Raw genomic sequence first — 25,679 nt, forward strand, 5'->3', positions numbered from 1 at the left:
CCGCCGAGACGGTGTGTCGCCTCGCGCCCTGAACAGGAGTGCGCGGAATCGCACCATAGCTGCGACCCCTTGGGGCACGTCAAGGACGGGAGAAGTCGGTTTTGTCGCAAGGTTGGGCGATCGCCTGCCCGAGATCCCGGCAGGGTGCTAGAGCCGCAGCGATCGCATCGAGCAGGCGCCCGTCAGGGGCCCCCGGCCCGACGTTCGCGCTCCAGCGCCGCCCAGGCCTGCTCGCGCCACCCGCGGCCGTGATCCACCAGGTCGGCGCGCGCGGTCGCGTACGGGCGGTGCGGCTCCACCGGGCGGTTCTCCAGGGCGAGCGCGGCGAAGAACCGGTCGGCGGAGGCGTCCTCGCCGGCGCCGTCGGGCGGCTGGATGCCCATGGCGGCGTTCGGGATGGAGACCGACAGCCGCCCGCGCGAGTCGGTCCAGCGCGCCGCGAGCCCCTTCGCCTCCTGCTGGCTCCCGCCGGCGCCCTCGGTCGGGCCGCCCACCAGGACCGCGCGCCCGCCGCTCCGGAGCAGCCCAGCGAGCCGCTCGCACGCGCTCATGCACGAGGGCGAGGTGAGCGCCACCACGCGGCCGCGGAACCCGCCCTCCGCCGGATCCGGGCGGAGCGGCGGCTCCAGCAGCGCGGGGGTGAAGTCGTCGCCGGCCTTCCGGGCCCCGCGGATCGAGTCGAGCACCCGCTCCGGCTCGGAGCGCGATCGCACGCCCACCGCGGGCGCGCCGCCCAGCATCGGCGCGCGCTCGCGGTACACGCCCTCGTTGAACTCGGTGGCGCGCAGCACCAGCGCGCCGCCCGGCGACGACGTCCCCGCCGGCAGGAGCATCCGCGCCAGCGCGGTCGAGTGCGAGAGGTACCCGCCGCCGTTCTGGCGCAGGTCGAGCACCAGGTCGGCGCCGCGGGCGTCGCAGCCGCGCAGGAACTCGCCCAGGACGTCGCCGAACGGGCGCCGCTCGCCGCCGGCCGACAGCGCCTCCGTGTGGAGGGAGAGGAGCTGCGCGTAGCACACCGGCCGCCCGCCGGGCCCGGAGACCTCGCCCAGGCGCGCCGCCGGCCCGCCGCCGTCGCCGGTGTACGTCCGGAGCGCGGCCGCCTGGTCCGGCGCGAAGATCGAGTCGGTCCGGCGCGCCCCGCCGGCCGGGTCGCCGCCGTCCACCAGGGCGGCCGCGGCCTCGCCCAGGTCGGCGGTCCGGATCCCGGTGCGGGCCAGGAGCGCGCGGCCCAGCGCGCCGCGGCCCGCGCCCGGCGAGGCCCACCACGGCAGGCGCACCGTGCGGCGGGCGCCGCGGGCGATCACCGTCAGCTCGGCGGTGGCGCGGGCGGGGTGCAGGAAGTCGCGGCGGGTGAGCGCGTCCACGGCGCGCTCGTCGCGGGCCGCGGCCGAGCTGCCCGGGACGTGCGCGGCGAGCTCGTCCATCGCCGCGCGCACCGGGCGGCCGTCCACCGCGACGACGCGGGTGCCGGGCGCGAGCAGCGCCCCCGGGTCGGGGAGGCCGGCGCGCGCCAGCGCCTCCCCGAGCGCCGGCGAGCGGCTCGCCACGTAGACCCGGCCGTCGGCGGCGAGGCGCAGGCCGATGCCGAGCGCGACCTGCGGCGCGCCGGACGGCACCCGCAGCAGCAGGTGCCCGTCCTCGAAGGCGGCCACGCAGCGGCGCATCCGGTCGTAGAAGCGGAGCGGATCGCGCTCGGCCGCGACGGCGCGCTCGCCCTCGACGCACGCCTCGAGGTGGGCGCGCGGATCGAACCCCGGGCGGCCGGCCGCGGCGAGCGTGAAGGGCTTGGTGGTGAGGAACACGTACCGCGCCTCGATGGCCTGCCGGAGCTCGCAGGCGATCCGGACGCGCGCCGCCGCGGGGCAGAGCGGCCCGTCCCCGTCGCACGCCGCCGGCGCGGGGCCGGGCGCGGCCTCGCAGGCGGCCGAACCCGGAGCCGGCGCCGGCGCGGAGGCGTTCGCCGCGGGCAGCGGGGAGGCCAGCGCGAGGAGCGCGGCGAGCGGGAGGAGCAGGGCGGGACGCATCGGTGGGGGACGCGCGCCGGGGCGAGGGCCCCGCGCGCTCCCCTCGAACGCCCCGCACGGCGCGAGACATTCCGCCGGGTGCGGCCCGGGCGCGTCCCGTGTCGCGCGATGTGCGCGCTCCGCTCACCTCGCCGCACGCCGCAGGTCGCCCCGGCAGATGGGCTCGCGGATGTCAAGGTCGCGCCGAATTTGCGGAAACAGCCGGCGTGCGTACCATGGGGCCCACTGTGGGAGGACGCAGGAATGGCCGCAACGGACAAGCAGAAGCAGTCGCTCTACTTCCCGGAGGAGACGCTCCGCGAGATCATGAGCGAGGCGGTGCGCCTCGATCGGTCGCTCTCGTGGACCGTGCAGCAGGCGTGGCGCCTCGCGCGGAACGAGCTCAAGCGGTTCCCTTCGGTGAACTTGCACGGTGAGATCGCGCGCGCGCCGGCCCCCGCGCACCCCCCGCGCGAGCGCAGCGCACCGCTCCCGGCGTCGCTGGAGCGGCGCGAGCCCTCCGAGCAGGTGCGGGAGTTCCTGAAGGGCAAGTTCGACCGCGAGTTCGCGGGCTGAACGTGCCCGCCGCACGGGGCGGGCGCGCGCGGATCGCGCGCGGCCCCCGCCCCGCACGATCCGGCTACGGACACCCGGCCGGCTTCGCGAACGACTCCGTCACGGTCACCGCGCCCGACGCGTCCACGACGCCCTGCGCGCCGACGCCCACGCCGTACGCCGCGAACGCGTCCCACACCAGGCACGCGTGCGCCGCCGCGTCCGGGCTCCCGCCCGCGCCGACCGCCTGGAGGATGCCGTCGCGCATGTCCTCGAACGCGGGCGTGGACGGCGTGTAGTTCATCCCGTCCACCAGGTAGTCGAGCAGCAGCGACTTGCCCAGCCCGGCCGTCTGGAACGCCTGGAACAGCCGCCAGCCGATGGCCCCGTACACCTCGCCGTCGAGGTGGACCTCGGTGCCGGCCACGTCGCCGTAGGTCCGCGGGTAGCCGGTGTACGGCGCGGTCCGGATGCCGAGCGGGTTGCTGGACGCGTACTCGCCCACGCGGTCGTCCTCGTTCATGACCACCGCGAGCACGTCGCTCATGCCCTCCCCGACCGCGCCGGCGAGCGGACCGCTCATGCCGCCGATCATGCGCCAGGTGAGGCCGTGCCCGTACTCGTGGAACACGACGTCGGAGTCGAGGTCGCCGTCCACCATCAGCGGGGCGGGGTCCTTCCGCCGCGCGGTGGCGTTCACGCCCGTCGCGCCCTTCAGCGTCACGCCGTCGTTCTGCGAGATCATCACCGCCGGGATGCGGATCTTCCGCTCGGTCCCGCCCATGGTGAAGACGGCGTCGCCGCCCTGGTTGTTCGCGACGATCACCGCCACCGCGCCCGCCGACTGCGCGTTCAGCACCTTGAGGGTGAAGTTGCAGCTCCCGCGATCCACCAGCGCGATCCGCCCGGCCACCGCGTTCTGGATCGCCTCGCAGCCGTCGGTCGCCGTGCCGGTGCCGTCGTCCACGAGGACCACGTCGGCGGTGACCCCGGCCGTGGTCAGCGAGGGACCGAACTCGGCGCCGGCGGCGTCGTAGCTCCCGGCGATCCCGGCGGGCGCGTTCACCACCACCTCGAGCGGCGGCACCGGGCCGTTCCACAGGTACATCTGCATCCGGGGCGAGCGCCCGTCGGTGGGCGTCGCGAAGTTCGCGTTGTCGGTGCCGCCGCCGTCCTGCGCCTCGGCGTTCACCGAGTCGCGCTCCTTCCCGCCGCGCCCGAAGTTGGCGTCCTGGAAGTTCCCGGCGGCCTCGTCGAAGCCGTGCACGTACAGGACGTCGTGGATGACGTTGTTCAGGTAGAAGAGGTTCTGGACCGCCACCGCGCGGTTCCCGGCGGTGGACGGCTGCGCCGTGAGGTCGGCCGCGGTGAGGAAGTTCCCGTCGGTGACCGAGGTGCCGCCGCGGTCCGGGCGGTTGTTCGCGTCCGCGTCCAGGTACGCGTTCACGTTGTTGCCGGCGATGTCGATGGTGGACTGCGCGCCGGCGTACAGCCAGCCGATGGGCGACTCGAGGCCGCCGGGCGCCGGGCCGGAGACCACCGCCTGCGGCGTCTTCGAGGGATCCTCGACGAACACGGCGTAGCTGTCGTTCGCGGTGCGCAGCTCGACCGACCGGACCGCGCCGTCGCCGTCCACGAGCGTGTGGTGCAGCAGGTTCCCGCGCTCGCTCCAGGTCTCGACCACGAACCCGGCGCGGAGCGCGCCGCCCGGCTCGGGGACGGCCACGCGCTCCACGGTGGGCGGGGCGTGGAACCTCGCGGGGTCGCGCGCGAACACGGTGAGGTCGCCGTCGCGGCCCGTCACCCCGGGCGCCGCCGCCGGCTGGTACCCGAGGCGCCGCAGCGCCGCCTCGAGCGCCTGCGCCTCGCCGACGCGCGCCGGCGCGACGGCGCCCCCGGCCACGGGCGCGAGCCCGTCCACGAGGTGGAGCAGCCGCCCGCTGGCGTCCACGGCCGCGCGCGCGTAGCCGCCCGCGACGCGCAGGCCCCCGGCGCGCTGCTCGAGGCGGAGGTGGGTGATGCCGCCCCGCCCGCGCGACTCGGCCGCGATCGCGAGCCCGTCCACGGTGGCGCGCGCGGCGCCGTGGGATCGCAGGAACCCCGCGACCACCTGCGTCACCGGCGCCCGCGACGGAGGCGTGAGCGCCCCGCCGGCCGCGGCGCGGTACACGCGCGCGCCGGGCGCGGCGGCGGCGCCGTCCGGCGCGGCCAGGAGGAGAGCGAGCGCGCAGCCGACGGCGGCGCGGACCAGGAGACTCGGACCGACTGCATCACGCATGGCGAAACCCCCGCTGGATCGAGCCCGGGCACGGGCGCGTCCTGCGCGGTCGCGCCGCGGCCCGGGACCCTTGCCAATAGCCGTGCGTGGGCGGCGGGGGAATGGTCCCGGGATGGTCAGGGCCCGGGCAGGTCATGCCTCCCGCCCCGGGACGTGGCGCGGCGATCCGCGGTATCCGGACGCCGGGTGCGTGCGGGCGGGCTGCTGGCGCGGCGCGTCGGGCCCGGCGCGGCTACAGCCGGCAACCGGCGAGGTCGGGCGTCCCGGCCAGCAGCGCGTCGAACCGGCGCACGAACTCGGGCGCGGTGGACGCGGCCACGAGCCCGGGCGCGCCGCGCACCGACACCTCCACCACGCGCCGGGCGCTCGCGCCGTCGCCGCCGACCATCGCCGCGAACGTGGAGAGCGACTCGCCGCCCCCGCGGGCGAGGTCCTTCTGCAGGTCCCGGAACCCGTTCAGCGCGAAGCGGTGCAGCTCGGCGCTGCGCCGCGCCGCGGGCGCGCCGGCGGCCTGCCCCGCCGGCAGCATCTGCACGTGGTACTCGCGCGGCGAGAACTTCATGAGCGACCCCGTGAGCACGTCCACCCCGCCCGACACGATGGTGCTGCTCACGTCGAGGATCGCGACCGGGTTGAACGCGCGCTCCAGCGTGAACTCCTGGGTCGCGTAGCCCGGCGCCTCGAAGCGGGCCAGGAACTGCCGCCCGCCCATGAAGTTGCGCGACAGGTCGATCGTGAGCGGCAGCTCGCCGCGGTACTGGCCGTCGATGGTCACCCGCACGCCGGGCACGTTCGCGTCGAACGTGAGCGTGTCGTGCGTGCCGGTGAAGATCGTGGCGCAGCCGCCCAGCAGCAGGGGGGCGAGGGCGAGCAGCGCGAGGCGGAGCGTGCGGCGGGGCGTCGTCATGGTGGCGGTCTCCAGGGCGCCTGCGGACCGCCCGCGGGGCGCACGGACGGTGATTGTGCCCGCCCGCGCCGGCACGGCAAGTCCCACGTGCGCGTGCGCGGCCCCGGGCGCGTCCTTAAGCTCTCCGGCGCCGCGCGCCGCGCCGCCGCGCCGTGGCCACCCCGGAGCCCGCACCCATGCCCTCGCCACGCCGCCCCGCCGCCGTCTCCTCGCTGCTGCCGCCGCTCGCCGCGCTCGCGCTCGCCTGCGCCGGCGCGCCGCCCCGTGCGCCCGCCACCGCCCTCCCCGCCGGCGCGGTGGACCCGGACGCGGGCGCGTTCGAGTACCCGCTCCCGGTCTCGTACTTCGAGCTCGACAGCCAGCGCCAGCGGCTGCGCATGGCGTACCTCGACGCGCGCGCCGCGGCCCCGAACGGCCGCACCGTCCTGCTCCTCCACGGCAAGAACTTCCACGCCGGCACCTGGGCCGAGACCATCGCCGCGCTGAACCGCGCCGGCTTCCGCGTGATCGCGCCCGACCAGATCGGCTTCGGCAAGTCCAGCAAGCCCGAGCGCTACCAGTTCTCGTTCGCGCAGCTCGCCGCGAACACGCGGGCGCTGCTCGCCTCGCTCGGCGTCGAGCGCACCGCCGTGGTCGGGCACTCGATGGGCGGGATGCTCGCGGTGCGCTACGCGCTCGAGTACCCGGAGGCCACCGAGCGCCTCCTGCTCGTGAACCCGATCGGCCTCGAGGACTACGCCGCCTTCCTGCCGCCGCGCACGGTGGACCAGTGGTACGCGCAGGAGCTGAAGCAGACGCCGGACTCCGTCCGGAGCTACCAGCGGCAGGCGTACTACGACGGTGCGTGGAAGCCGGAGTACGAGGCGCACACCCGCCTGCTGGCCGGGTGGACGCTGCACCCGGGCTGGCCGCGGGTCGCGTGGGACAGCGCGCTCACATACGACATGATCGTCACGCAGCCGGTGGTGCACGAGCTCGAGCGCCTGGCGGTGCCGACGCGGCTCGTGATCGGCCTGCGCGACCGCACCGCCATCGGCCGGCCGCTCGCGCCGGCCGGCCTGCGCGAGGCGATGGGCGACTACACGCGCCTCGGGAAGGCGGCGCAGCGGCGCATCCCCGGCGCCGAGCTGGTGGAGCTGCCCGGCATCGGCCACGTGCCCCAGGTCGAGGCGTTCCCGGCGTTCGAGAAGGCGCTGCTCGACTTCCTGCGCTAGCGGCTCCCGCGGCGGCTCCGCCCGCGCCCCCTCCGACGAGCGTCCCCACCGCGGCCGCGGTGAGCCGCCGTTGACGGCGCGCGCCCGCGCCGTGGCGTGCGCATCCTGCGAGGAACGGTCGCCGCGCGGCGGCCCGGGCCGGCGGGGAGCTGCACATGCGGGCAACGATCGCGTCGGTCACCGCGGGGCTCGCGCTCGGCGTGCTCGCCTGCGAGGCGCGGTCCCCGACCGACGCGGGAGCGCCGGCGGCGCGCGAGGCGGCGGGCGCGGCGCGGGCAGCCGTCCGCGCGGGCAACGTCTTCACCGCGCCGAACGCCGCCGGGGCGGCGCAGACGGTCAACGCGTCCGGCGGGCGGGTGATCGACGCGGACAACCCGTTCTACCAGGCGCTCGGCACGAACGGCCGCTCCTGCGCGACCTGCCACGACGCGCGCGACAACATGACGGTCACCCCGGCGCGGCTCCGGGACCGCTTCGACGCGACGGGCGGCACCGACCCGATCTTCCGCCCCGTGGACGGCGCGACCTCGCCGGACGCGGACGTGTCCACCGTCGAGGCGCGCCGGAGCGCCTATGCGCTGCTCCTGTCGCGGGGCCTGATCCGGATCGGCCTCGGGGTTCCCCCGGACGCGGAGTTCGAGCTGGTGGACGTGCAGGATCCCTACGGCCACGCGAGCGCGGACGAGCTCTCGCTGTTCCGGCGCCCCCTGCCCGCCACGAACCTCCGGTTCCTCTCCACCGTGATGTGGGACGGGCGCGAGACGTTCGCCGAACCCGGCCAGCCGACCGGGTACGCGCCGCTCGACGTCGAGCTCGCAGACCAGGCGAACGTCGCCACCCTCGGGCACGGGCAGGCGGCCGCGCCGCTCGCGGACGCCGAGCGGCAGGCGATCGTGGCGTTCGAGCTGCAGCTGTTCACGGCGCAGGTGAGCGACGACGAGGCCGGGGGGCTCACCTCCGGCGGCGCCACCGGTGGACCGCGCGTGCTCTCGTCGCAGCCGTTCACGTTCGGGATGAACGACCCGTTCGACGGCGGCGCGTTCGACCCGGCCGTGTTCACCGAGTTCGCCGCGTGGCAGGGCTCCCCCCGCGAGGCGCGGGCGGCGATCGCGCGCGGGGAGGCGCTGTTCGACCACCTGCCGTTCGCGATCACCGGCGTCTCCGGGCTCAACGACGAGCTGGGCCAGCCCACCATCCAGGGCACGTGCACCACGTGCCACGACACCCCGCACGCGGGCAGCCACTCCGTCCCGGCGCCGCTCCGCGTCGGCACCGACCTCCCCGACCCGCCGGGCGGCCTCGACGCGTCGGGGCTGCCCGTGTACACGCTGCGCGACCGGGCGACGGGTGAGCTGACGCGGACGACCGATCCCGGCCGCGCGCTCGTGACCGGCCGGTGGAAGGACGTCGGCCGCTTCAAGGGCCCGACGCTGCGCGGCCTGGCCGGGCGCGCGCCGTACTTCCACAACGGCTCGGCCCCCGACCTGGCGAGCGTCGTGGAGTTCTACGATGCGCGCTTCGCCCTGCACCTCACCGCGGGACAGAAGGACGACCTCGTGGCGTTCCTGCAGGCGCTCTGACGGCGGCGGGCGTCCGGGCGCGGCCCCGCCGGGCCCTCGCGGTGCGGGCTGCCGGCCACCGCGCACGGGGGGGGCGCCGCAGCAGCCCCGGCGGTCGGCCCCGACGAGGGAACGTTCCAGCGGTTCGCGCGGCCGGAGGGCTCGGCTATGCTCGGTCCCCGGTCGCGCGAGGCGTGCCCCACGCGTCGCGGCCGCTGCCCGAGGGACATGACGGATCTCGCGCGCTCCAGCGCATCGACGGATCGGCTCCCGCAGGCCCACCTGGCGGAGATCCTCTCCGTCGTCCGCGCGCGGCTCGGCCTCGACCTCACCGGCTACCGGCCCGGCACCGTCGAGCGGCGCATCCGCACCGCCATGATCGCCTCGGGCGCGCCGTCGAGCGCGGCGTACGTCGAGCGGCTCCGGACGGACCGCCACCTCGCGCGCGACCTGCTCGCCCGCGTCACGGTGAAGGTGAGCCGGTTCTACCGCGACGCGCCCGCCGTGGAGCGCGTGCGCGAGGCCCTGGCCGCGCGCGCGGCCGCGACGCCGGGGCCGCTGGCGGTCTGGAGCGCCGGCTGCGGCCGCGGGGAGGAGCCGTACACGCTCGCCATGCTCCTCGACGACGCCGGTGCGCCAGCGGGACCGGACGTGGTCGCGACCGACGTGGCGCCGGACGCGCTCGCCGCCGCGGAGGCGGCGACCTACCCCGCCGACGCCCTGCCGGAGCTGCCGCGGCCGTTCCGCGACCGGTACCTGACGCCCGTGCTCGGCGCCGGCCGCGCCGCGTACCGCGTCCACCCCGCCATCCGCGCGCGGGTCCGGACGCTCCGCCACGATCTCTCCGCGGCCCGCGCTCCCCCCGACCCGGGCCGCTTCGACCTCGTCGCGTGCCGCAACACGCTCATCTACTTCCAGCCGGCGCTGCAGCGGCGCGCGCTGGAGCTGCTGCTCGACGCGCTCGCGCCCGGCGGGCTGCTCTGGCTCGGGCCCGCGGAGTGGCCGGCGCTCGCCCGCGACAGGCTGGAGGTCCTCGACCGGCGCGCCCGCCTGTTCCGCGCGGTCGGAGGCGGCGCCGATGCGTAGGCCGGACCTCTCCATCGCGACCTGGGTGTCGCTCGGGTTCGCGATCGCGGGCGCGCTCCTGGCCGGCCTCGTGGCGCTGGCGGTCACGCTGCAGGGGCGGATCGCGGCCAGCGCCGACGCGCAGCTCGAGCTCATCGGCCCGCGCGCCGCCGCGGCGGCGTCGCTGGAGAGCGCGGTGCTGCACGTGAGCCTGACCGCGCGCGCGTACGCGCTCACGCCCGAGCCCGCGCGGATGGACGCGCTGCAGGCGGCGCTGCGACGGCTGGAGGGGGCGGCGGCGCGGTTCGCGGCGCTGCCGAAGTCGCCGGAGGGCGCGGCGCTGTCCGGCCGGATCCTCGCGGCGGTGCCGCCGTTCGAGAAGGCGGCGGTCGCGCTCGGCACGGCGGTGGCGACGGGCGGCGACGACTCCGCCATCCGCGCGCGCGAGGCGACGCTCCCGCCCATGCGCGAGGAGCTGCTCTCGCTGCTCCGCACCTTCGGCGCGCTCCAGCAGGCCCACGACGCGGGCGCCAGCCACACCATCCTCGCCTACCAGCGGGACACCGTGCGCACGCTGGTGCTCGCCTTCGCCGCCGTGGCCCTGCTCCTCGCGGCGACCGCCTGGGTGGTCGTCACCGAGGTGCGCCGCCCCGCGAGGCGGCTCGCGGACGCGGCCCGCCGCCTGGCCGCGGGCGACTACTCCGCCACGGCGGGGCTGGAGGCGCAGCGCTCGGGCGCGGGGCCGCGCGGGGAGCTGGCCGAGCTGGCGCGCGCCTTCGCGGTGATGGCGGCCGAGCTGCGCGATCGCGAGGAGCGGCTGGCGGCGCAGAACGAGGAGCTCCAGGCGCAGAACGAGGAGCTCCAGGCCAAGGAGGAGGAGCTCCACGGGCAGAACGAGGAGCTCCAGGTCCAGCAGGAGGAGCTGCAGGCCCAGAACGAGGAGCTGCAGTCGCAGGGCGAGGCGCTCCGGGCCAGCGACGCACGGCTCACCCAGCTCGTGGAGGCGCTGTCGCAGGCCGACCGCCGCAAGAACGAGTTCCTGGCGGTGCTGTCGCACGAGCTGCGCAACCCGCTCGCGCCGGTGCTGAACGCGCTCGCGGTGCTCGACCGCGGCGACCCCGCCGGCGAGCAGGGGCGGCACGCGCGCCAGGTCATCGCGCGCCAGGTCGCGCACCTGGCCCGCCTGGTGGACGACCTGCTCGACGTGGCGCGCATCACGCAGGGGAAGATCCAGCTGCGCCGGACGCACCTGGAGCTGGGCGCGGCGGTGCGCCAGGCCGCGGAGGACCACGGCTCGCTGCTCGAGGCGCGCGGCGTCCGGCTGGCGCTGGAGGTGCCCGGGCGCGAGCTGTGGGTCCACGCCGACGCGGCGCGCATCGCGCAGATCGTGGGCAACCTGATGCACAACGCGGCCAAGTTCACCGACGGCGGCGGGACCGTGACGGTCGCGGTGGACGCCACGCCGGAGGGGCGGGCCCGGGTCCGCGTGCGCGACGACGGGATCGGCATGCCGCCCGAGGTGCTGGAGCGGCTGTTCCAGCCGTTCGTGCAGGCCGAGGGGACGCTGGCGCGGACCCGCGGCGGCCTGGGGCTGGGGCTCGCGCTCGTGAAGGGGCTGGTCGAGCTGCACGGCGGCGCGGTCACCGCGGCCAGCGGCGGGGCAGGTCACGGCGCGACGTTCACGGTGGAGCTGCCGCTCGACGGCGTGCCGGTCCGCGCCTGCGACGCGGTCGCGCCGCGCCCGGTCGCGCCGCGCCGGGTGCTGGTGGTCGAGGACAACCCGGACTCGGCCGAGACGCTGCGCGACCTGCTCGAGCTGGCCGGGCACCAGGCCGACGTCGCGCTCGACGGGCGCCAGGCGCTGGAGCGCTGCCGCACCGCGCGCCCGGACGCCATCGTCTGCGACCTGGGCCTGCCGGACATGGACGGCTACGAGCTGGCGCGCGCGCTGCGCGCCGACCCGGAGCTGTCGTCGGTGCTGCTCGTCGCGCTCTCCGGCTACGCCCTGCCCGACGACCTGGCCCGCTCGGCCCAGGCCGGCTTCGACGCGCACCTCGCCAAGCCGGCCCGCTTCGAGGCCATCGAGGCGCTGCTGGCCGGGCCGCGCCGCCAGCGCGGCTGACCCCGGCGCGCCGCGGGGAGGCTCAGGCGCTCGGGTCGGACCGCTCGATGGCCCGGCGGAGCGCGTCGATCTCCACCGGCTTCGTGAGGTGCAGGTCGAACCCGGCCGCCAGCGCGCGCTGGCGGTCGTCCGGCTGGCCGTAGCCGGTCAGCGCGATGAGGACCATGCCCCGGCCGCGGGCCGCCCGCAGCCGGCGCGCCACCTCGTAGCCGTCCAGCCCGGGCAGGCCGATGTCGATCACCACCACCTCGGGGTTGCAGCGGAACGCCTCCTCGATCCCGCTCGGCCCGTCGCCCGCCAGGCACACCTCGTGCCCGAGCATCTCCAGCGCGGACTGGGCCACCTCGCGGTTGTCCGGGCTGTCGTCGATGACCAGCACGCGCCGCGGCCGGGCGTCGGGCGCGGCGGCGGCGCGATCGGCGCCGGCGGGCCGGTCGGCCGGCGACGCGAGCGGCAGCCGGACCGTGAACGTGCTGCCCTTGCCCGGGCCCGCGCTGTCCGCCCGCACCCGGCCGCCGTGCATGGTCACCAGCGTCTTCACCAGCGTGAGCCCGAGCCCGAGCCCGCCGCGGGCGCGGTCGAGCCCGGAGTCCACCTGCACGAACGTGTCGAACACGCGCTCCAGGTCGGCCGCGGCCAGGCCGATGCCGTCGTCATGGACGCGCAGCACCGCGTCGCCGCCCGACGTCTCCAGCCCGACGGTCACGTGACCGCCGGGCCGGGTGTACTTGATGGCGTTCCCGACCAGGTTCGCGATCACCTGCTCGATCCGGACCGGATCGCCCAGGACCGGCACCTCGCCCGGCGCGAGCTCCGCGCGCAGCGAGACCCCCGCGGCCGCCGCCGGCGGCTGCTGGGCCTCCACCGCGCGCCCCACCAGCGCGGCCAGCTCCACCGGGTGGTGGTGAAGCGTGATCTTCCCCGAGGTGACGCGCGAGACGTCGAGCAGGTCGTCCACCAGGCGCGAGAGCTGGCGCGACTGCCGGCGGACCACGTCGAGCTGCCGCGGCGCGGCGACGCCGCGCCGGTCGATCACGTCCAGGGCGAGGATGATGGCGCCGAGCGGGTTGCGGAGCTCGTGCCCGAGCATCGCCAGGAACTGGTCGCGGGCCAGGACCTCCCGCTCCCGCGCGGCGAGCACCTCCCGCGCCGCGTACTGGCGCAGCCGCGCGCGGATGGCGGAGCGCACCACGCTCAGCAGCGTGGCGCGGCGCAGCGGCCGGTCGAGCAGCAGCACGTTGCCCAGCCACGAGAGCTCGCGCAGCGCGCGCGCGTGATCCTGCCGCGGCGCGCCGCCGGTCACGACGAACACCGGCAGGTCGGACCAGGGCGGCTGGTGCGCGATCCACTCGCCGATGCCCTCCCGCGCGCCCGCTCCCAGCGCCTCCTGCGCGATGAGCAGCACCGCCGCGCCCGCCCGCAGCTCTTCCAGCACGGTCCGGATCTCGCGGCACACCACCGCGGCGAGCCCGGCGCTCCGCAGCACCGCGGCCGCGACCTCCGCGTCGCGCCCGAGCGGCGCGAGCACCAGGACGCGCTCGGACTGGCTCGGACGGGTCATGGAGGTGCGAGGGGCAGCAGCGCCCCGCTGCCCGCGGCCGGCTCGAAGTCGGGTACGCCGGTCAGCACGCCCCGGAAGTCCACCAGCGGATCGCCGACGCGGAGGCCGGCGGCCGTGGGGGTGTACTCGCGGATGGTGGTCTCGTGCGCACCGAGGCGCTTCTTCACCACCGAGATCGCCTTGCGCACGCCGCCGCTCGCCTCGAAGTAGCGCAGGAGCACGACCGTGTCGGCGAGGTAGGTCACGTCCGCCGGGGCGACCATGTCGCCGATGATCCCGTGCTGCGCCATCGTGAGCAGGGTCACCACGCGCTTCTCGGCGAGGAAGCTGAGCATCTCGTGCACCTGCAGCACCAGCGAGCCCTCGCTGGGCAGGGCCTGCAGGAGCCCGTTCAGGCTGTCGATCACGACCAGGCGCGCGCCGCCGGCGACGGCCTCGCGGACGAGGTGGACCAGCTCGCCGGAGGAGATCTCGGCGGGATCGACCTGCGTGATGTGCACGCTCCCCTCCTCCACGAACGGGGTCAGGTCCAGCCCGATCGCGCGGGTCCGCGCGAGCAGCGTGGCGCGCGGCTCGTCGAACGCGAACAGGGCCGCGGCCTCTCCGCGGCCGGCCGCGGCGTGCACGAACTGCGTGGCGAGGCTGGACTTGCCGGCGCCGGCCGGGCCGACGATGAGCGTGCTGGTGCCGCGATCGAGGCCGCCGCCCAGCATGCGATCGAGCGGCTCGAGCCCGCTCGAGCACTGCTCCGGCGTGACGGCGCCCGCCCGGTGCTCTGCCGCGACCAGCCGCGGGAACACGGTGAGCCCGCCGGTGCGGATGGCGAAGTCGTGGTAGCCGCCGCGGTAGGCGGCGGCCCGCATCTTCAGGACGCGCACCCGCCGCCGCTCGGCGCCGTACTCCGGGTTCAGCTGCTCCAGGAGCAGCACCCCGTGCGCCAGGCTCTGGACGAGCGCGTCCGGCGCGTCCGACGACGGGTTGTCGAGCAGGAGCACCGTCCGGTCCTTCTCGACCAGCTGGCGCTTCAGCGCGAGCAGCTGGCGCCGGTAGCGGATCGGCGTCTGGGCCAGCAGGCGCAGCTCGGTGCACGAGTCGAGCACGACGCGGTTCGGCTGCACGCGCTCGACCTCGGTGAGGATCGCCCCCATGCGCTCGCCCAGCTCCACCTCGGCGGGCTCGAGGATCGTGTTCTCCTCCTCGCCGTCGAGCTCCGACGCCTCGAACACCGTGATGCCGCCGAGGTCCCAGCCGTGCGAGGCGGCCACGCTCTCCACCTCCTCGCGCGACTCCGACATGGCGATGTACAGGCACGACTCGCCCTGGCGCACGCCCTCCATCAGGAACTGGAGCGCGAGCGTGGTCTTCCCGGCGCCGGGCGATCCCTGGATCAGGTGGATGCGACGGCGGGGGAAGCCGCCGCCCAGCACGTCGTCGAGCCCGGCGACGCCGGTCGGGGCCCGCGGGGTGAGGGGTCCGTTCGTTGGCATGCGTCCTCCCGGTGGTGGGCCTCTCGCGTCCGGTACGCTGGACCCGGAGTCTACCCGACGCACGGGGCCCGATCGGGCGCGCGCGGAGCGCCCGGCGGCCGCTGCCCCGCTCGTTCGTCCCCCGGCGGGGCGAGCTGCGGCACTCTGCCGCCCCCGCCTGCACCCCTCCGCGGGGGCCTGCCTGCCGCGGAGACCGCTCAGCGCCGCGGGCCGCCGGCGCCGGAGAGCCACGCGCGCGCGGCGCCGGCCAGCACCGGGAGCGCGCGCAGCGGCTCGTCCGCGGGCGGTGCCGCCCCCTCCAGCGCGGCGCCCACGCGCGCGGCGAACCGCCGGAACACCTCGTGCCCGAGCGCCTCGAGGAAGCCGCGCCCCAGCGCGACCAGCGCGCCGCCCACGTTCACGGTGGCCTCCGCCACCACCTCGGTGCGATCGCCGGGACGCGGCAGCAGCCAGCTCTCCAGCGACAGCCGCGCCGTGCCGTCGCCGGCCCGCGCGCGCGCGTCGCCCACGATGCGCACGCGCCGCCCCGGGACGTCCACCTCCGCGAGCCGGACGCGCCCGCGGTAGGCGAACGTGATCCCGGCGAGGCGCACCCGCACGCGTCCGTCGTAGGTGCGCGCGTCCACCACCGCGTCGAGCGCGCCCCCGGGCACGCAGGTCACCACGCGCCGCGGATCCACGAGGAGCGCCCAGGCGACGTCCACGGGCGCCGCGACCTCGTACCGCTCGTCGATCCGGAGCGCCATCGCTCTCCCGGCTTGCGCGAGCGGCGGCCTCCCGCGCGCGCCTTCCGGAGGATAGCGGAGCCCGGCGGCCCCGGGCGCCCGCCGGTGCGCGGCCGAACCGCGCACCGGCCGGGCGCGCCCGGTCAGCGCGCGACCGCCGGCCGGGGACCCGCGGGCGCCGGCGGTGCGGCGGCCTCCGCCTCCACGGCGCCGCCCGGCGCGCCGGGGCCGGGGCGCGGAGGCGCCGCGTCCGCGGGGGGCGCGCACGTCTCGCACGCGCGCGCCGCCGGCCGCGCCGGCTTGCGCGGCAGGCGCGCCGGGGTCCGCGCGGCGGCGGGCCGCGGGGGCGGCGCCGGAGTCGCGGCGGGCGCGGCCGGGGCGGCGCAGGCGGCGAGGGGCGCGGCGCAGGCGGGCGCCCCGAGGCCGAGGAGCGCGGCCGGGGCGAGCGCCTGCGGGGCGGCCTCGTCGCGGCTCGACCGGTGCTCGCTCCCGGCGCGCCCGTCGCTGTCGCTCGTGGACGCCGCGAACGCCAGCGCCGGGGCGGCCGGCTTGCGCGCGGCCTCGCCGAGCGACTCCGACGCGCTCCGCGCCGCCTGGCCCAGCGACTCGGCCGAGCGCGTGGCCGTGTCGCCCAGGAACGTCGCGAGCCGGTCGGCGGAGCCGTTGATGTGCTTGCGGTCGTCGTCGGCCTGCGCGCGGAGCGCGTCGCGGTCGGCGGCGAGCTCGGCGAGCCGCTCCCGCAGCGCCTCGCCCTGGGAATCGAGGCGCGCCTGCAGCGCGGCCGACTCGCCGCGCAGCGCCGCCTCCGACGCCTCGCGCTCCAGGCGCGCCCGGTCGCGCTCGGCCTCGGCGCGCGCCTTCGCGGCCTCGCTCTGGTCGGCCAGCCGCGCCGGCTCGAGGACGCACGAGCGCATCAGCTCGGCCTCGGTGGCGCGGGCCGGCAGCGGCTCGCCGCGCCCCCACGCGACCACCGCGCGGCTCATCCAGCGGCTCTCCTCCGACGCCATGCACTCCTGCGCGAGGCGCGTGGCGCGGTCCGACGACCACTGCGGCGGCGGGCGCGCGCACGGCCCGATCTCCTCCCTCGCGCTGCCCGCGCGCTCGGTGCGCCGGACGAAGCACCCGTCGCGCTGCAGCACCCGCGTGGTGGTGCACGCGGATGCGAGCGCCCCCAGCACCAGCATCACGTTCCGCATCGCCCCTCCCCCTCCCGCCCTGCGGCGGGCCGCCAGGAACGTTGCGGATCCGCCGTGCGTCGGGCGACCACAGCCCCCGCCGGCGCGACGCGTGCGGGGCGCGCCGCGCCTTGACCGGGCCGCGCCGCGCCGCTAGTAATGCCTCCGCCCAGGGTAGACCGCCTCGCGCGGGCGCCCCGGGCCCGAGGCCGCGCGCGAGGTCCGCGGAGCGGCCGATCGCCTGCAAGCGATCCTGGACCCGACCCGCGGCGCGGCCGCCGCGGCCCCCGGCGCGAGCGCCGGTCAGCACCGGACGCATCTTCCGAGCAGCGGCGCCCACGACGGCGCCGGCGAATCCGAGACAGGAGCACCGTTGGAACCTTCCCGCCACGACAACCGCGCCAACGGCCGGCGCCGCCGCAAGGGCGGCGGCGGCCGCCGCATCGCGCACGGCCCCCGGTCCCCGCACCCGCACATCCCGCTCACCGACGAGGGCACGCCCGCGGCCATCCCGGACGCGCCGCCGGTCTCGCCGGTGGTGTTCGTCTCCGAGGAGAGCCGCCGGCGCTACCCCTGGATCCCGCCGCGCGTGATCGCGGGCAGCGTCTGGCGCGGGCCGGGCCACGAGCGCGTCCGCGTGGACGAGCACGGCGACGCCGCGCCCTGGAAGACCGTGCAGCGCGCCGGCTGATCCGGCTCAGCGCCCGCCGGTCCCCAGCTCGGACCGCACCACCAGCCCGATCGCCGGCGCGCCCCGGCGCACGCCGCCGCCGTCGTAGCGGTGCCAGCTCGCGCGCAGGCCGATGCCGGTGCGCGAGCGGCGGGAGACCAGCCACTCGGCGTCGAGCACCGCGCCCGGCGCGGGGCCGAAGTCGATCCGGGCGCCCTCCAGGAAGCCGCGGCCGCGCAGCCGCGGCGCGAGCAGCACCGACGCGCCCGCGCCCAGCCGCAGCGGGCCCAGCTCCAGGCTCTCCGCCAGCTCCACCGGGAACGCGGTGAACGTGGCGGAGCCGTTCGAGGCGCGGACGAGCTGCAGCTTGAACCCGGCCGTCACCCGCGTGGAGAGCCGCCCGCCGGCGAGGCGGAGCAGGCTCGCGCCCGCCGCGGCGGAGATCCCGTCGTTCAGGGCCAGGCCGAAGCGCCGACCGGTCGTGTACTCGAGCGCGATGAACCGGCGCAGCCCGAAGTCGCTGTGGAGCTCCAGCACCAGGCCCGCGGGCGCGGTGCGCCCTTGCGCCGGCGCCTCCGCCGGCGGCCCCGGCACGGGCGCGGGCGGCGCCGGCTGGGCGGCGACCAGCAGGGCGGCGAGGGCTGCGATCACGGCGGGGCGCTCCCAGGGCCGGCGTCCGCGCGCGCCGCGCCTGCCTGGACGTTGGGGCCGGCGCCGGCGGCGCGCCACCTGCTCGCGCGAGCGCCCGCCCCCGCCTCCCGGCGGCGCCCGCCCGCCCGGCCGCGGAGCGGGCGCCCGGCGCCCGGCGGGCGCCGGGCTCGCCGTCGGGGAGGTGCCGCCGGCGTCCGCCGGGACGAAGCTTCGGAGGGCGGGCGCGCGAGGAGGCGCGCCTGCAGGGGGAGCCGGGGGTGCACGCAGGGCGGATGGCGCTCGGCCTCGCGGCGGCCGTGGCGCTCGGGTCGAGCGCAGCGCGCGCGGGCGCGGACGGCGGCGGCGCCGCCGGGGCCGTCACGGGCGCGTTCGGCGGCCCGGTGGTCGCGCCGCTCCCCGCGGACGGCGCCCGGCTGGCGGGCGCCGCGTTCATGGGGTACCGGGGGCGCGACGGCCAGTCCACCGGCGCGGTGCTCACGCTCGCCCCCTGGCGCGCCGTGTTCCTCCGCGCCGGCGGCGAGCTCACCCCGTGGTCCCAGGACGGCGGGGTGCGCCTGCTGTGGGGCGCCGGCCTCGAGTCCGCCCGCCCCGGCACCGCGTTCGTGCACGTGCACGACTGGGGCCCGGTGCGGCCCGGGCAGCGGTTCACGCTCCGCCACGCCGAGGCGAGCGCCGGGTACAAGCTGCCGGCGGGGTGCCTGGGCCCGCTCTGCCTCGCACCCGCGGTGTACGCCACCGTGCCGTTCGACGGCGGGCCGTACGCCGGCGCGCGCGCGGCGCTCACGCTGTGGGGGAGCTGGTACGTGATGGGCGGGTTCGGCCGGACGGTGGGCGGCCTGCTGGAGCGCGCCCGCGACGCGGGACCGGCGCCCGCGTGGCGGCTCGGCTGGTCGGTGGGCCGCTGGGGCGGGCGGGCGGGCGCGCTGTTCGTCACCTACCGCGACGAGCTCGCGCTGGACCGGCTGCGCACGCCGGGCGTGAAGGACCGGCAAGGGCGCGGGGCGCTCATGGCGGGGGCGGTGTGGACGCGCTGACCCGGCGGGCGATCCTCGCCGCGCTCGCGGCGGTGTGCGGCTGCGGCCTGCTCTCGCCGGGCGAGCCGCCGGCCACGCCGTCCGCGCCGGTGCCCGGCTGGACGCCGCCGGACGCGCCCATCCCCGCCCCGCCGCCTCCTGCCGGCGTGGCGCCGTCGCCGCCGCTCCCCGGCTACGCGCTCGCGTGGCACGACGAGTTCGACGGGACGGCCGTGGACCCGGCGCGCTGGGTGGTCGAGGCCCGTCGCCGCCGCGACGCGCTCAACGACCCGGCCTCCGCGACCGTGCAGGACGGCCTGCTGCGGATCACGACGTTCACCGACGACGCCGGCGTGCACCACACCGGCTACCTGAAGTCGGTCGGGCTGTTCGAGCTGACCTACGGCTACGTGGAGGCGCGCATCCGCTTCCACGAGGTGCCCGGCACCTGGTGCGCGTTCTGGCTCTACCCGGACACCTACGGCGAGCCCATCGGCGATCCCGGCACCGCCGGCGTGGAGATCGACGTGGTGGAGCACCGGGTGGTGGACGGCGGCGGCTGGAACGTGCGCGACCTGGTGATGTCGGGCATCAACTGGGATGGCTTCGGCGCGGACTGGAAGAAGGTCCACCGGACCCAGCCGCCGCCCGACGGCGGGCCGGTGTGGGGCGCCTGGCGGACGTTCTCGGTCCTGTGGACGCCCGCGGGCTACACGTTCTACGTGGACCAGCAGCCGCTCTGGAGCACCTCGGCCGCGGTGTCGCACCGGTCCCAGCCGATCTACCTGACCTGCGAGGTGAAGGACCGGAGCTGGGCCGGGACGATCCCGCCGGGCGGCTACGGCCCCGCCGCGACGAGCGAGGACTTCATGGAGGTGGACTGGGTGCGCGCCTGGCAGCCGGCGCCGTGAGCGCGCCCGTCGTGCCCAGGGTGCCCTAGGGCGCCCTCGCCGCGGCGCGGAGCCGATCCCGCGGCGCGAAGCCGGGCCGCCGGGCCGCTCGCGTGAGGGGCGCGCCCCCGCCGCGCGCCGCCGCGGTGCCCGGGGCGGGCGCCTCCTCGCGCAGGAGCCGGACCAGCGCGGCCTCCACCGGGTGCAGCCCGCGCGTCACGGGCACGCCGAGCTCGTCCGGCGCGTAGCAGCAGCCGATCACCCTCCCCTCGCCGAACGCGTGCAGCACGGCCGGGCTCACGTAGGAGGCGCGCGCCACCGCCGGCGTGTTGCCGAGCCGGGCCGCCACCGCCTTCACCGCCGCCACCTCGAGCTGGCGGCGGCTGGTCCGGCCCGGGACGATCTCCCGCTCGCGTGCGGCGAGCTCGCTCGCGCACAGCACCGTGCCGGCCCACGTCCGGAAGTCCTTGGCGGTGAACGGCGCGCCGGCCGCCTCGCGCAGGTAGGCGTTCAGGTGGCGGCGCCGCACGTCCACCACCTCGCCCCCCTCCTCGAACTTGAACACGTCGCGCCCCGGTACCCGGAGCAGCGTGCGCACCAGCCGCGCCACCGGCGCGTCCTCCAGCTCGCGCACCTGCCGCCGGCCGGACTTGCCGCGGAAGTCGAACACCACCCGGTCGCCCTCGACGCGCACGTGCCGGGGCTGGACCGTGGTGAGCCCGTAGCTCCCGTGCTCGCGCGCGTAGGCCTCGCTGCCCGGCCGCATCGGGCAGGTGGCGAGGATCCGCACCATGGCCGCGAGCACCCGCTCCCGCCCCACGCCCCGGCGGCGCAGGTCGCGGGTCACGCGGGCGCGGATCCGCGGGAGCGCGGCCGCGAAGCGGAGCAGCCGGCGGTACTTGGCGCCGGCGCGGCGGCGCACGAAGTCCGGGTGGTAGCGATACTGCCAGCGCCCGGCGCGGTCCCGGCCGATGGCCTGCAGCTTGGCGCCCGCCACCGGGCTCACCCGCACGTCCGTCCACGCCGGCGGCAGCGCCAGGCGCCGCGCGCGCTCGGCGTCCGCCGCGGCCGCCGGGCGGCCGTCCGGGCGGACCCAGCGGAAGCCGGTCCGCGGCGTGCCGGCGCGGCGGAGGCCGATCGCCTGGAGCCTCTCGATGGCGCGCATCCCCTCCAGTGATGCGCACCGCCGGCCCTCGCGGCACCGTGCGCTGGACGACTCCCGGTGCCCTGCGGTATCCGCATCGGGGAGCCGGGCGCCGCGCCCGGGCCGGAGCCCCATGCGCCCCACCGACACCACCTGCGAGCACGTCCTCCCCCTCTCCACCGACCCCGCGCTGCGGCGCCGCTTCATGGTGCTGAAGGACCCCATCCCCGGGAACTTCCGGTTCGGCGTGCTGCTGGAGGTGCTCGACCGGCTCGCCGCCGACACCGCCATGGCGTACGCGCAGCGCTTCCAGCCCGAGGCGCGGGTGGTGACCGCCGCGCTCGACGAGATCGTGGTCCGGCGCGTGGCCGACGTGACGCGCGACGTCCGGTGCCTGGCGCGCATCAACCACGTCGGCCGGACCTCGATGGAGGTGGGGATCCGGGTGGAGTCCGCGCCGGACCGGGCGCACCTCGCCTCCTGCTATTTCACCATGGTGGCGCGCGACGGCGACGGGCCGGGCGCCCGCAGCGTGGCGATCCCGCCGCTCGAGCTGGGCGACGACGTGGAGCGGGTGCGCGCCGCCCGCGCCGCCGCGCGCCGGGCCGCCTACCGCCGCGAGCAGGACAGCCTGGTGGAGCCGCCCTCGCGCGACGAGTTCCTGCTGCTCTCCGCGCTGCACCGCGAGCAGGAGGAGCCCGGCTTCGCCGGCGTGCGGGCGCGCGACGTGGTCACCGAGACCTGGGAGCGCACGTACCCGGAGCAGGAGAACCTCTCGGCGGTGATCTTCGGCGGCTACATCATGCGCCGCGCCTACGAGCTGGCGTCCATCTGCGCCGAGCGCGTGGCGCTCGACCGGCCGGTGATGGCCGCGGTGAACCGGGTGAACTTCTTCCACCCGGTGCAGATCGGCGACAAGCTCCACCTCACCAGCCGCGTGGTCTACACCGACGGCGCCATGGTGTGCATCGAGACCGGCATCGAGCGGATCAGCCGGGACCGCAGCGCCCGCGCGCTCTCCAACTCCTGCCGCTTCACGTTCGTGAACATCGACCGCGGCCTGCGGCCGGTGCCGGTGCCGACCCTGCACCCGTCCGACTACGCCGAGGACGCGCGCTACCTGGCGGCGCGCCGCGACCTGCGCGGGCTGGAGGAGCGCAGCGCGAAGGGCTGGCTGCTCTCCTACCTGGCGGGCGCGCAGCGGGACTGACCGGGCGCCGCCCGCCCCCGGGCAGGACGGGGGGTGGCGCGCCCGGCGGCCGCGGCGCACCGTCCGTCCGGGAGGAACCTACATGCACCGAGCCCTCACGACCGTCGCGTCCGTCCTGGCAGCCGCCGTCCTGCTCGCCGCCCCCGCGCCCGCCCGGGCGTTCTTCTCGCTCGAGCTCCACTACGGCGTCGAGCGGGCCGACGCCACCAGCCTGAAGCACGGCCTCGATGCCGCGCTGTCCGACACCGCGCGCCTCAAGAACTCCGCCCAGATCGTCGGCGGCCTCGCCACGCTCAAGCTCGGCGTCCTCGAGCTCGGCGCGGTGGCGGACCGGACCTGGAAGAAGGACGGGCCGAGCATCACCGCCGTCGGCGGCCTGGCCGGCCTCGGCTTCGACCTCGGCGCGATCCGCCTCGAGGCGCTCGGCGAGGCGGGCGGCCGGCGCTACGGCGACTTCCTGAAGGACCCGGCGGTCATCACCCGGGGCTCCAACGCCGAGTGGCTCGCCTACGTGGGCCTGCGCCCGGGCATCGCGTACCGCGCCGAGCTGGGCGGCGGCCTCGGCTTCCTCATCGGCGTCTGGGGCTTCGCCCGGTGGGACGTGACGAGCAAGAACATCCCGGTGACCGTCCGCCCGTCCGAGGGCGGCCCGGACACGAGCGCCGAGTACGAGCTCGGCGGCGTGACCTTCGGCGCCACGGGCCGCGTCGGGATCGATTTCTAGCGGGGCCCGTGACCTCGCGGGCGCGGCTTCGCCGCGCTCGGGGCCACGTCCCGTCGCGCGGGGGCGATGCAGCCCGGGCGGCACACCCGCCCGGGCTGCGCTAGGATGCGTTCCGGCCACCGAGGAACGCATGCCCTACAGAACGGACGACCTCCGCATCCGCGGGATCAAGGAGCTCGCCCCGCCGTCGCACCTGATCCGCGAGTTTCCCTGCACCGAGAAGGCGTCCGCCGTGGTCCACGGCGCCCGCCAGGCGATCCACCGCATCCTCCACGGGATGGACGACCGCCTGGTCGTGGTCGTCGGCCCCTGCTCGATCCACGACACCAAGGCCGCGAAGGAGTACGCGGCGCGGCTCCTGGACGAGCGCGCGCGCCACGCGGAGGACCTCGAGGTCGTGATGCGCGTCTACTTCGAGAAGCCGCGCACCACCGTCGGCTGGAAGGGGCTCATCAACGACCCGGGCCTCGACAAGACCTACGACATCAACCGCGGCCTGCGCGTCGCGCGCGAGCTCCTGCTGGACGTGGCCGAGATCGGCGTGCCGGCCGGCTGCGAGTACCTCGACATGATCACGCCGCAGTACATCGCCGACCTGGTCTCCTGGGGCGCCATCGGCGCGCGCACCACCGAGAGCCAGGTGCACCGCGAGCTCGCCTCGGGCCTCTCCTGCCCGGTGGGCTTCAAGAACGGCACCGACGGCAACGTCGCCATCGCCATCGACGCCATCAAGGCGGCGCAGCAGCCGCACCACTTCCTTTCGGTGACGAAGGGCGGCCACTCGGCCATCGTCTCGACCAACGGGAACGAGGACTGCCACATCATCCTGCGCGGCGGGCGCACCCCGAACTACGACGCCGCCAGCGTGGACGCCGCCTGCCAGGAGATCGGCAAGGCCGGACTGGCGCAGCGGCTCATGGTGGACGCGAGCCACGCGAACAGCCAGAAGAAGCCGGAGAACCAGATCCCGGTCTGCGCGAACGTGGCGGCACAGGTGGCCGGCGGGGAGGTCCGCATCGTCGGCGTCATGATCGAGAGCCACCTCGTGGCCGGGCGGCAGGACCTCAAGGTCGGCAAGCCGCTCAACTACGGGCAGAGCGTCACCGACGGCTGCCTGGGCTGGGAGGACACCGTGCGCGTGCTGGACGGCCTCGCGGCGGCGGTGCGCGATCGCCGGGTGCGGGAGGCCGGCTTCAACGGCGGCTCCGAGGCCGCGCCGGCCTGATCCCCCGCGCGGCGGAGGCGGGCGATCCTCCATGCGCGGCGACGGCCGAAAGGCTATGGTGCCGCGCTTGAGCCCGACCTTTGCAGACCTGAACCTGTCCGAGAAGACGCTCCACGCGCTGGAGCGCGCCGGCTTCGAGCACCCCACGCCCATCCAGACGCAGGCCATCCCGCCCGCGCTGGCCGGCCGCGACGTCATCGGCGCCGCCGCGACCGGCACCGGCAAGACCGCCGCCTTCCTCCTGCCCATCATCGAGCGGCTGTCCGGCGCGGCCACGAAGGACCGGCCGGCCGCCGCGCACGCCAGGCCCGGCCCGCGCGCGCTGGTGCTCGCCCCGACGCGCGAGCTGGCGGTCCAGATCGCCGGCGAGCTGGACCGGTTCGGCCGCGGGCGCCACGTCCGCGGCGCGCTCGTGATCGGCGGCGTGGGCATGGGCGCGCAGAGCGCCGCGCTGCGCGACCACGAGGTGATCGTGGCCACGCCCGGGCGCCTGGTGGACCACCTGCAGCAGGGCACCGCGCGGCTGGACGGCCTCGAGGTGCTGGTGCTCGACGAGGCCGACCGCATGCTGGACATGGGCTTCGCGCCCCAGCTCAAGCGGATCCTCGCCCGCGTCCCGAAGGTCCGCCAGACGCTGCTGTTCTCGGCGACCATGGCCGGCGAGGTGGCCGACTTCGCGCGCGCGCACCTGCGCGACCCGGTGCGGGTGGAGGTGGCGCGGAGCGGCACGCTCGCCGAGCGGGCCGAGCAGCGGGTGTTCCTGCCGGAGCAGCGCGAGAAGCTGCCGCTCCTCATGGCGCTGCTGGAGGACGACGACCTGTCCACGCTGGTGTTCACCCGCACGAAGCGCCGCGCCGACAAGGTCGCGAAGGCGCTGCAGCGGGCCGGGCACAAGGTGGCGCGCATCCACGCCGACCGCTCGCAGGCGCAGCGCCGGATGGCGCTGGAGGGCTTCCGCGACGGCCAGTACCGCGTGCTCGTCGCCACCGACATCGCCGCGCGCGGCATCGACGTGGCGGAGATCGGCCACGTCGTGAACTTCGACCTGCCCCACGTCCCGGAGGACTACGTCCACCGGGTCGGGCGCACCGCGCGCATGGCCGCGAGCGGCCGCGCGTCCGCGTTCGTCTCGCCGGAGGAGCTGGACCTCCTCCGCGACATCGAGCGGCTCACCCGCGCCCCCATCCCGCGCGCCGAGGTGCCGCGCGAGCACGCCACCTTCCAGGCGGAGCTCCAGCGGGCGGACGCGGCCCAGGCGAACCCGGGCCCGGGCGCGCGCCCGGCCGGCATGAACCGCAACCGCCGCCGCGCCGCGGCGCACCGCGACCGGCTGACGGGCGGCAAGGGCGGCGCGGAGGGCGGCGCGACCGCCGGCGAGCGGGCACCGCGCTCGCAGCCCGCGGCGTCCGCCTCGCGGCGCAGCGCGCCCGCCGCGGCCGGCGCCGGGTCGAAGCCCCGCCGCGTCGGCTCGTGGGGCCCGAAGAAGCGCCGCTAGTCCGCG

21 protein-coding genes are annotated in these 25,679 nt (G+C 77.2%); 12 read left to right on the top strand and 9 right to left on the bottom strand.

The genetic code is table 11. The features are described 5' to 3' along the window. Positions 1 to 182: 182 nt before the first annotated feature. Complete coding sequence (locus tag ADEH_RS15190; RefSeq protein ID WP_011421987.1) at positions 183 to 2,024, bottom strand: S41 family peptidase; 1,842 nt, start codon at positions 2,022 to 2,024, stop codon at positions 183 to 185. Between the two features lie 243 nt (positions 2,025 to 2,267). On the opposite strand from ADEH_RS15190, the gene ADEH_RS15195 reads away from it, so the two are divergent. Beyond that, entirely contained in the window at positions 2,268 to 2,579 is a 312-nt protein-coding gene (locus tag ADEH_RS15195) for a TIGR04563 family protein (protein ID WP_011421988.1), read from the top strand. 64 nt (positions 2,580 to 2,643) lie between these two features. Here the strand turns inward: ADEH_RS15195 and ADEH_RS15200 are convergent, their stop codons facing one another. Both ADEH_RS15200 and ADEH_RS15205 read right to left on the bottom strand, forming a co-directional pair. Further along, a complete protein-coding gene (locus ADEH_RS15200) occupies positions 2,644 to 4,836 on the bottom strand; it encodes a M36 family metallopeptidase (RefSeq protein WP_011421989.1) in 2,193 nt (730 codons plus the stop codon). A gap of 232 nt (positions 4,837 to 5,068) precedes the next feature. Next, complete coding sequence (locus tag ADEH_RS15205; RefSeq protein ID WP_011421990.1) at positions 5,069 to 5,743, bottom strand: hypothetical protein; 675 nt, start codon at positions 5,741 to 5,743, stop codon at positions 5,069 to 5,071. A 176-nt stretch (positions 5,744 to 5,919) separates the two neighbouring features. Here ADEH_RS15205 and ADEH_RS15210 point away from each other — a divergent pair, with 176 nt between their 5' ends. The 4 genes from ADEH_RS15210 to ADEH_RS15225 all read left to right on the top strand — a co-directional run bounded on the left by ADEH_RS15210 (position 5,920) and on the right by ADEH_RS15225 (position 11,703). Continuing rightward, entirely contained in the window at positions 5,920 to 6,957 is a 1,038-nt protein-coding gene (locus ADEH_RS15210) for an alpha/beta fold hydrolase (RefSeq protein WP_011421991.1), read from the top strand. 155 nt (positions 6,958 to 7,112) lie between these two features. Next, entirely contained in the window at positions 7,113 to 8,537 is a 1,425-nt protein-coding gene (locus ADEH_RS15215; protein WP_011421992.1) for a hypothetical protein, read from the top strand. Positions 8,538 to 8,744: 207 nt separating this feature from the next. Further along, positions 8,745 to 9,602 (top strand): CheR family methyltransferase, encoded by an 858-nt coding sequence (locus ADEH_RS15220; RefSeq protein WP_041453583.1) that lies wholly within the window; start codon positions 8,745 to 8,747, stop codon positions 9,600 to 9,602. After that, a complete protein-coding gene (locus tag ADEH_RS15225) occupies positions 9,595 to 11,703 on the top strand; it encodes an ATP-binding protein (RefSeq protein WP_011421994.1) in 2,109 nt (702 codons plus the stop codon). The genes ADEH_RS15220 and ADEH_RS15225 overlap by 8 nt, the downstream gene beginning before the upstream one ends. Before the next feature lie 22 nt (positions 11,704 to 11,725). On the opposite strand, the gene ADEH_RS15230 is transcribed toward ADEH_RS15225, so the two are convergent. The 4 genes from ADEH_RS15230 to ADEH_RS15245 all read right to left on the bottom strand — a co-directional run bounded on the left by ADEH_RS15230 (position 11,726) and on the right by ADEH_RS15245 (position 16,672). Beyond that, entirely contained in the window at positions 11,726 to 13,264 is a 1,539-nt protein-coding gene (locus tag ADEH_RS15230; protein WP_011421995.1) for an ATP-binding response regulator, read from the bottom strand. Then, on the bottom strand, positions 13,261 to 14,751 hold the full coding sequence (locus ADEH_RS15235; protein WP_011421996.1) for an ATPase domain-containing protein: 1,491 nt from the start codon (positions 14,749 to 14,751) through the stop codon (positions 13,261 to 13,263). The genes ADEH_RS15230 and ADEH_RS15235 overlap by 4 nt, the downstream gene beginning before the upstream one ends. A gap of 197 nt (positions 14,752 to 14,948) precedes the next feature. Then, positions 14,949 to 15,497 carry an SRPBCC family protein gene (locus tag ADEH_RS15240; protein ID WP_011421997.1) on the bottom strand — a complete coding sequence of 183 codons (549 nt, stop codon included), beginning with the start codon at positions 15,495 to 15,497 and terminating at the stop codon, positions 14,949 to 14,951. A 122-nt stretch (positions 15,498 to 15,619) separates the two neighbouring features. Continuing rightward, positions 15,620 to 16,672: a hypothetical protein gene (locus tag ADEH_RS15245; RefSeq protein WP_011421998.1), complete on the bottom strand. Its 1,053-nt coding sequence runs from the start codon at positions 16,670 to 16,672 to the stop codon at positions 15,620 to 15,622. Between the two features lie 352 nt (positions 16,673 to 17,024). On the opposite strand from ADEH_RS15245, the gene ADEH_RS15250 reads away from it, so the two are divergent. Continuing rightward, a complete protein-coding gene (locus ADEH_RS15250) occupies positions 17,025 to 17,342 on the top strand; it encodes a hypothetical protein (protein WP_011421999.1) in 318 nt (105 codons plus the stop codon). Positions 17,343 to 17,348: 6 nt separating this feature from the next. Here ADEH_RS15250 and ADEH_RS15255 read toward each other — a convergent pair whose 3' ends face one another. After that, the gene (locus ADEH_RS15255) at positions 17,349 to 17,972 is read right to left on the bottom strand and encodes a hypothetical protein (protein WP_041453584.1); all 624 of its coding nucleotides are present in this window, start codon (positions 17,970 to 17,972) and stop codon (positions 17,349 to 17,351) included. A 272-nt stretch (positions 17,973 to 18,244) separates the two neighbouring features. Between ADEH_RS15255 and ADEH_RS15260 the strand changes: the two genes are divergently transcribed. Together ADEH_RS15260 and ADEH_RS15265 are read left to right on the top strand one after the other, a co-directional pair. Beyond that, entirely contained in the window at positions 18,245 to 19,006 is a 762-nt protein-coding gene (locus ADEH_RS15260) for a hypothetical protein (RefSeq protein WP_232287297.1), read from the top strand. After that, on the top strand, positions 18,994 to 19,896 hold the full coding sequence (locus ADEH_RS15265; protein WP_041453585.1) for a glycoside hydrolase family 16 protein: 903 nt from the start codon (positions 18,994 to 18,996) through the stop codon (positions 19,894 to 19,896). Before ADEH_RS15260 ends, ADEH_RS15265 begins: the two co-directional genes overlap by 13 nt. A 25-nt stretch (positions 19,897 to 19,921) precedes the next feature. Here the strand turns inward: ADEH_RS15265 and ADEH_RS15270 are convergent, their stop codons facing one another. Then, entirely contained in the window at positions 19,922 to 21,040 is a 1,119-nt protein-coding gene (locus ADEH_RS15270) for a DNA topoisomerase IB (protein WP_011422003.1), read from the bottom strand. A gap of 112 nt (positions 21,041 to 21,152) precedes the next feature. Here ADEH_RS15270 and ADEH_RS15275 point away from each other — a divergent pair, with 112 nt between their 5' ends. From ADEH_RS15275 to ADEH_RS15290, 4 genes are all read left to right on the top strand, one after another. Further along, positions 21,153 to 22,229 carry a hotdog domain-containing protein gene (locus tag ADEH_RS15275; RefSeq protein WP_011422004.1) on the top strand — a complete coding sequence of 359 codons (1,077 nt, stop codon included), beginning with the start codon at positions 21,153 to 21,155 and terminating at the stop codon, positions 22,227 to 22,229. A gap of 82 nt (positions 22,230 to 22,311) precedes the next feature. Next, positions 22,312 to 22,953 carry a hypothetical protein gene (locus tag ADEH_RS15280; RefSeq protein ID WP_011422005.1) on the top strand — a complete coding sequence of 214 codons (642 nt, stop codon included), beginning with the start codon at positions 22,312 to 22,314 and terminating at the stop codon, positions 22,951 to 22,953. A 130-nt stretch (positions 22,954 to 23,083) separates the two neighbouring features. Further along, positions 23,084 to 24,178 (top strand): 3-deoxy-7-phosphoheptulonate synthase AroG, encoded by a 1,095-nt coding sequence (gene aroG / locus ADEH_RS15285; protein ID WP_011422006.1) that lies wholly within the window; start codon positions 23,084 to 23,086, stop codon positions 24,176 to 24,178. Between the two features lie 31 nt (positions 24,179 to 24,209). Then, positions 24,210 to 25,673, top strand: a complete 1,464-nt coding sequence (locus ADEH_RS15290; RefSeq protein WP_011422007.1) for a DEAD/DEAH box helicase — start codon at positions 24,210 to 24,212, stop codon at positions 25,671 to 25,673. Positions 25,674 to 25,679 lie beyond the last annotated feature (6 nt).

The sequence above is a fragment of the Anaeromyxobacter dehalogenans 2CP-C genome (assembly GCF_000013385.1).
Lineage (GTDB): Bacteria > Myxococcota > Myxococcia > Myxococcales > Anaeromyxobacteraceae > Anaeromyxobacter > Anaeromyxobacter dehalogenans_B.

Bases quoted from the DNA above. Each gene is read 5' to 3' on its own strand.
- ADEH_RS15220 (WP_041453583.1), top strand. From the start codon at position 8,745: ATGACGGATCTCGCGCGCTCCAGCGCATCGACGGATCGGCTCCCGCAG.
- ADEH_RS15190 (WP_011421987.1), bottom strand. From the start codon at position 2,024: ATGCGTCCCGCCCTGCTCCTCCCGCTCGCCGCGCTCCTCGCGCTGGCC.
- ADEH_RS15235 (WP_011421996.1), bottom strand. From the start codon at position 14,751: ATGCCAACGAACGGACCCCTCACCCCGCGGGCCCCGACCGGCGTCGCC.
- ADEH_RS15210 (WP_011421991.1), top strand. From the start codon at position 5,920: ATGCCCTCGCCACGCCGCCCCGCCGCCGTCTCCTCGCTGCTGCCGCCG.
- ADEH_RS15290 (WP_011422007.1), top strand. From the start codon at position 24,210: ATGCGCGGCGACGGCCGAAAGGCTATGGTGCCGCGCTTGAGCCCGACC.
- ADEH_RS15240 (WP_011421997.1), bottom strand. From the start codon at position 15,497: ATGGCGCTCCGGATCGACGAGCGGTACGAGGTCGCGGCGCCCGTGGAC.
- aroG (WP_011422006.1), top strand. From the start codon at position 23,084: ATGCCCTACAGAACGGACGACCTCCGCATCCGCGGGATCAAGGAGCTC.
- ADEH_RS15230 (WP_011421995.1), bottom strand. From the start codon at position 13,264: ATGACCCGTCCGAGCCAGTCCGAGCGCGTCCTGGTGCTCGCGCCGCTC.
- ADEH_RS15200 (WP_011421989.1), bottom strand. From the start codon at position 4,836: ATGCGTGATGCAGTCGGTCCGAGTCTCCTGGTCCGCGCCGCCGTCGGC.
- ADEH_RS15275 (WP_011422004.1), top strand. From the start codon at position 21,153: ATGCGCCCCACCGACACCACCTGCGAGCACGTCCTCCCCCTCTCCACC.
- ADEH_RS15280 (WP_011422005.1), top strand. From the start codon at position 22,312: ATGCACCGAGCCCTCACGACCGTCGCGTCCGTCCTGGCAGCCGCCGTC.
- ADEH_RS15205 (WP_011421990.1), bottom strand. From the start codon at position 5,743: ATGACGACGCCCCGCCGCACGCTCCGCCTCGCGCTGCTCGCCCTCGCC.
- ADEH_RS15270 (WP_011422003.1), bottom strand. From the start codon at position 21,040: ATGCGCGCCATCGAGAGGCTCCAGGCGATCGGCCTCCGCCGCGCCGGC.
- ADEH_RS15225 (WP_011421994.1), top strand. From the start codon at position 9,595: ATGCGTAGGCCGGACCTCTCCATCGCGACCTGGGTGTCGCTCGGGTTC.
- ADEH_RS15245 (WP_011421998.1), bottom strand. From the start codon at position 16,672: ATGCGGAACGTGATGCTGGTGCTGGGGGCGCTCGCATCCGCGTGCACC.
- ADEH_RS15195 (WP_011421988.1), top strand. From the start codon at position 2,268: ATGGCCGCAACGGACAAGCAGAAGCAGTCGCTCTACTTCCCGGAGGAG.
- ADEH_RS15215 (WP_011421992.1), top strand. From the start codon at position 7,113: ATGCGGGCAACGATCGCGTCGGTCACCGCGGGGCTCGCGCTCGGCGTG.
- ADEH_RS15260 (WP_232287297.1), top strand. From the start codon at position 18,245: ATGGCGCTCGGCCTCGCGGCGGCCGTGGCGCTCGGGTCGAGCGCAGCG.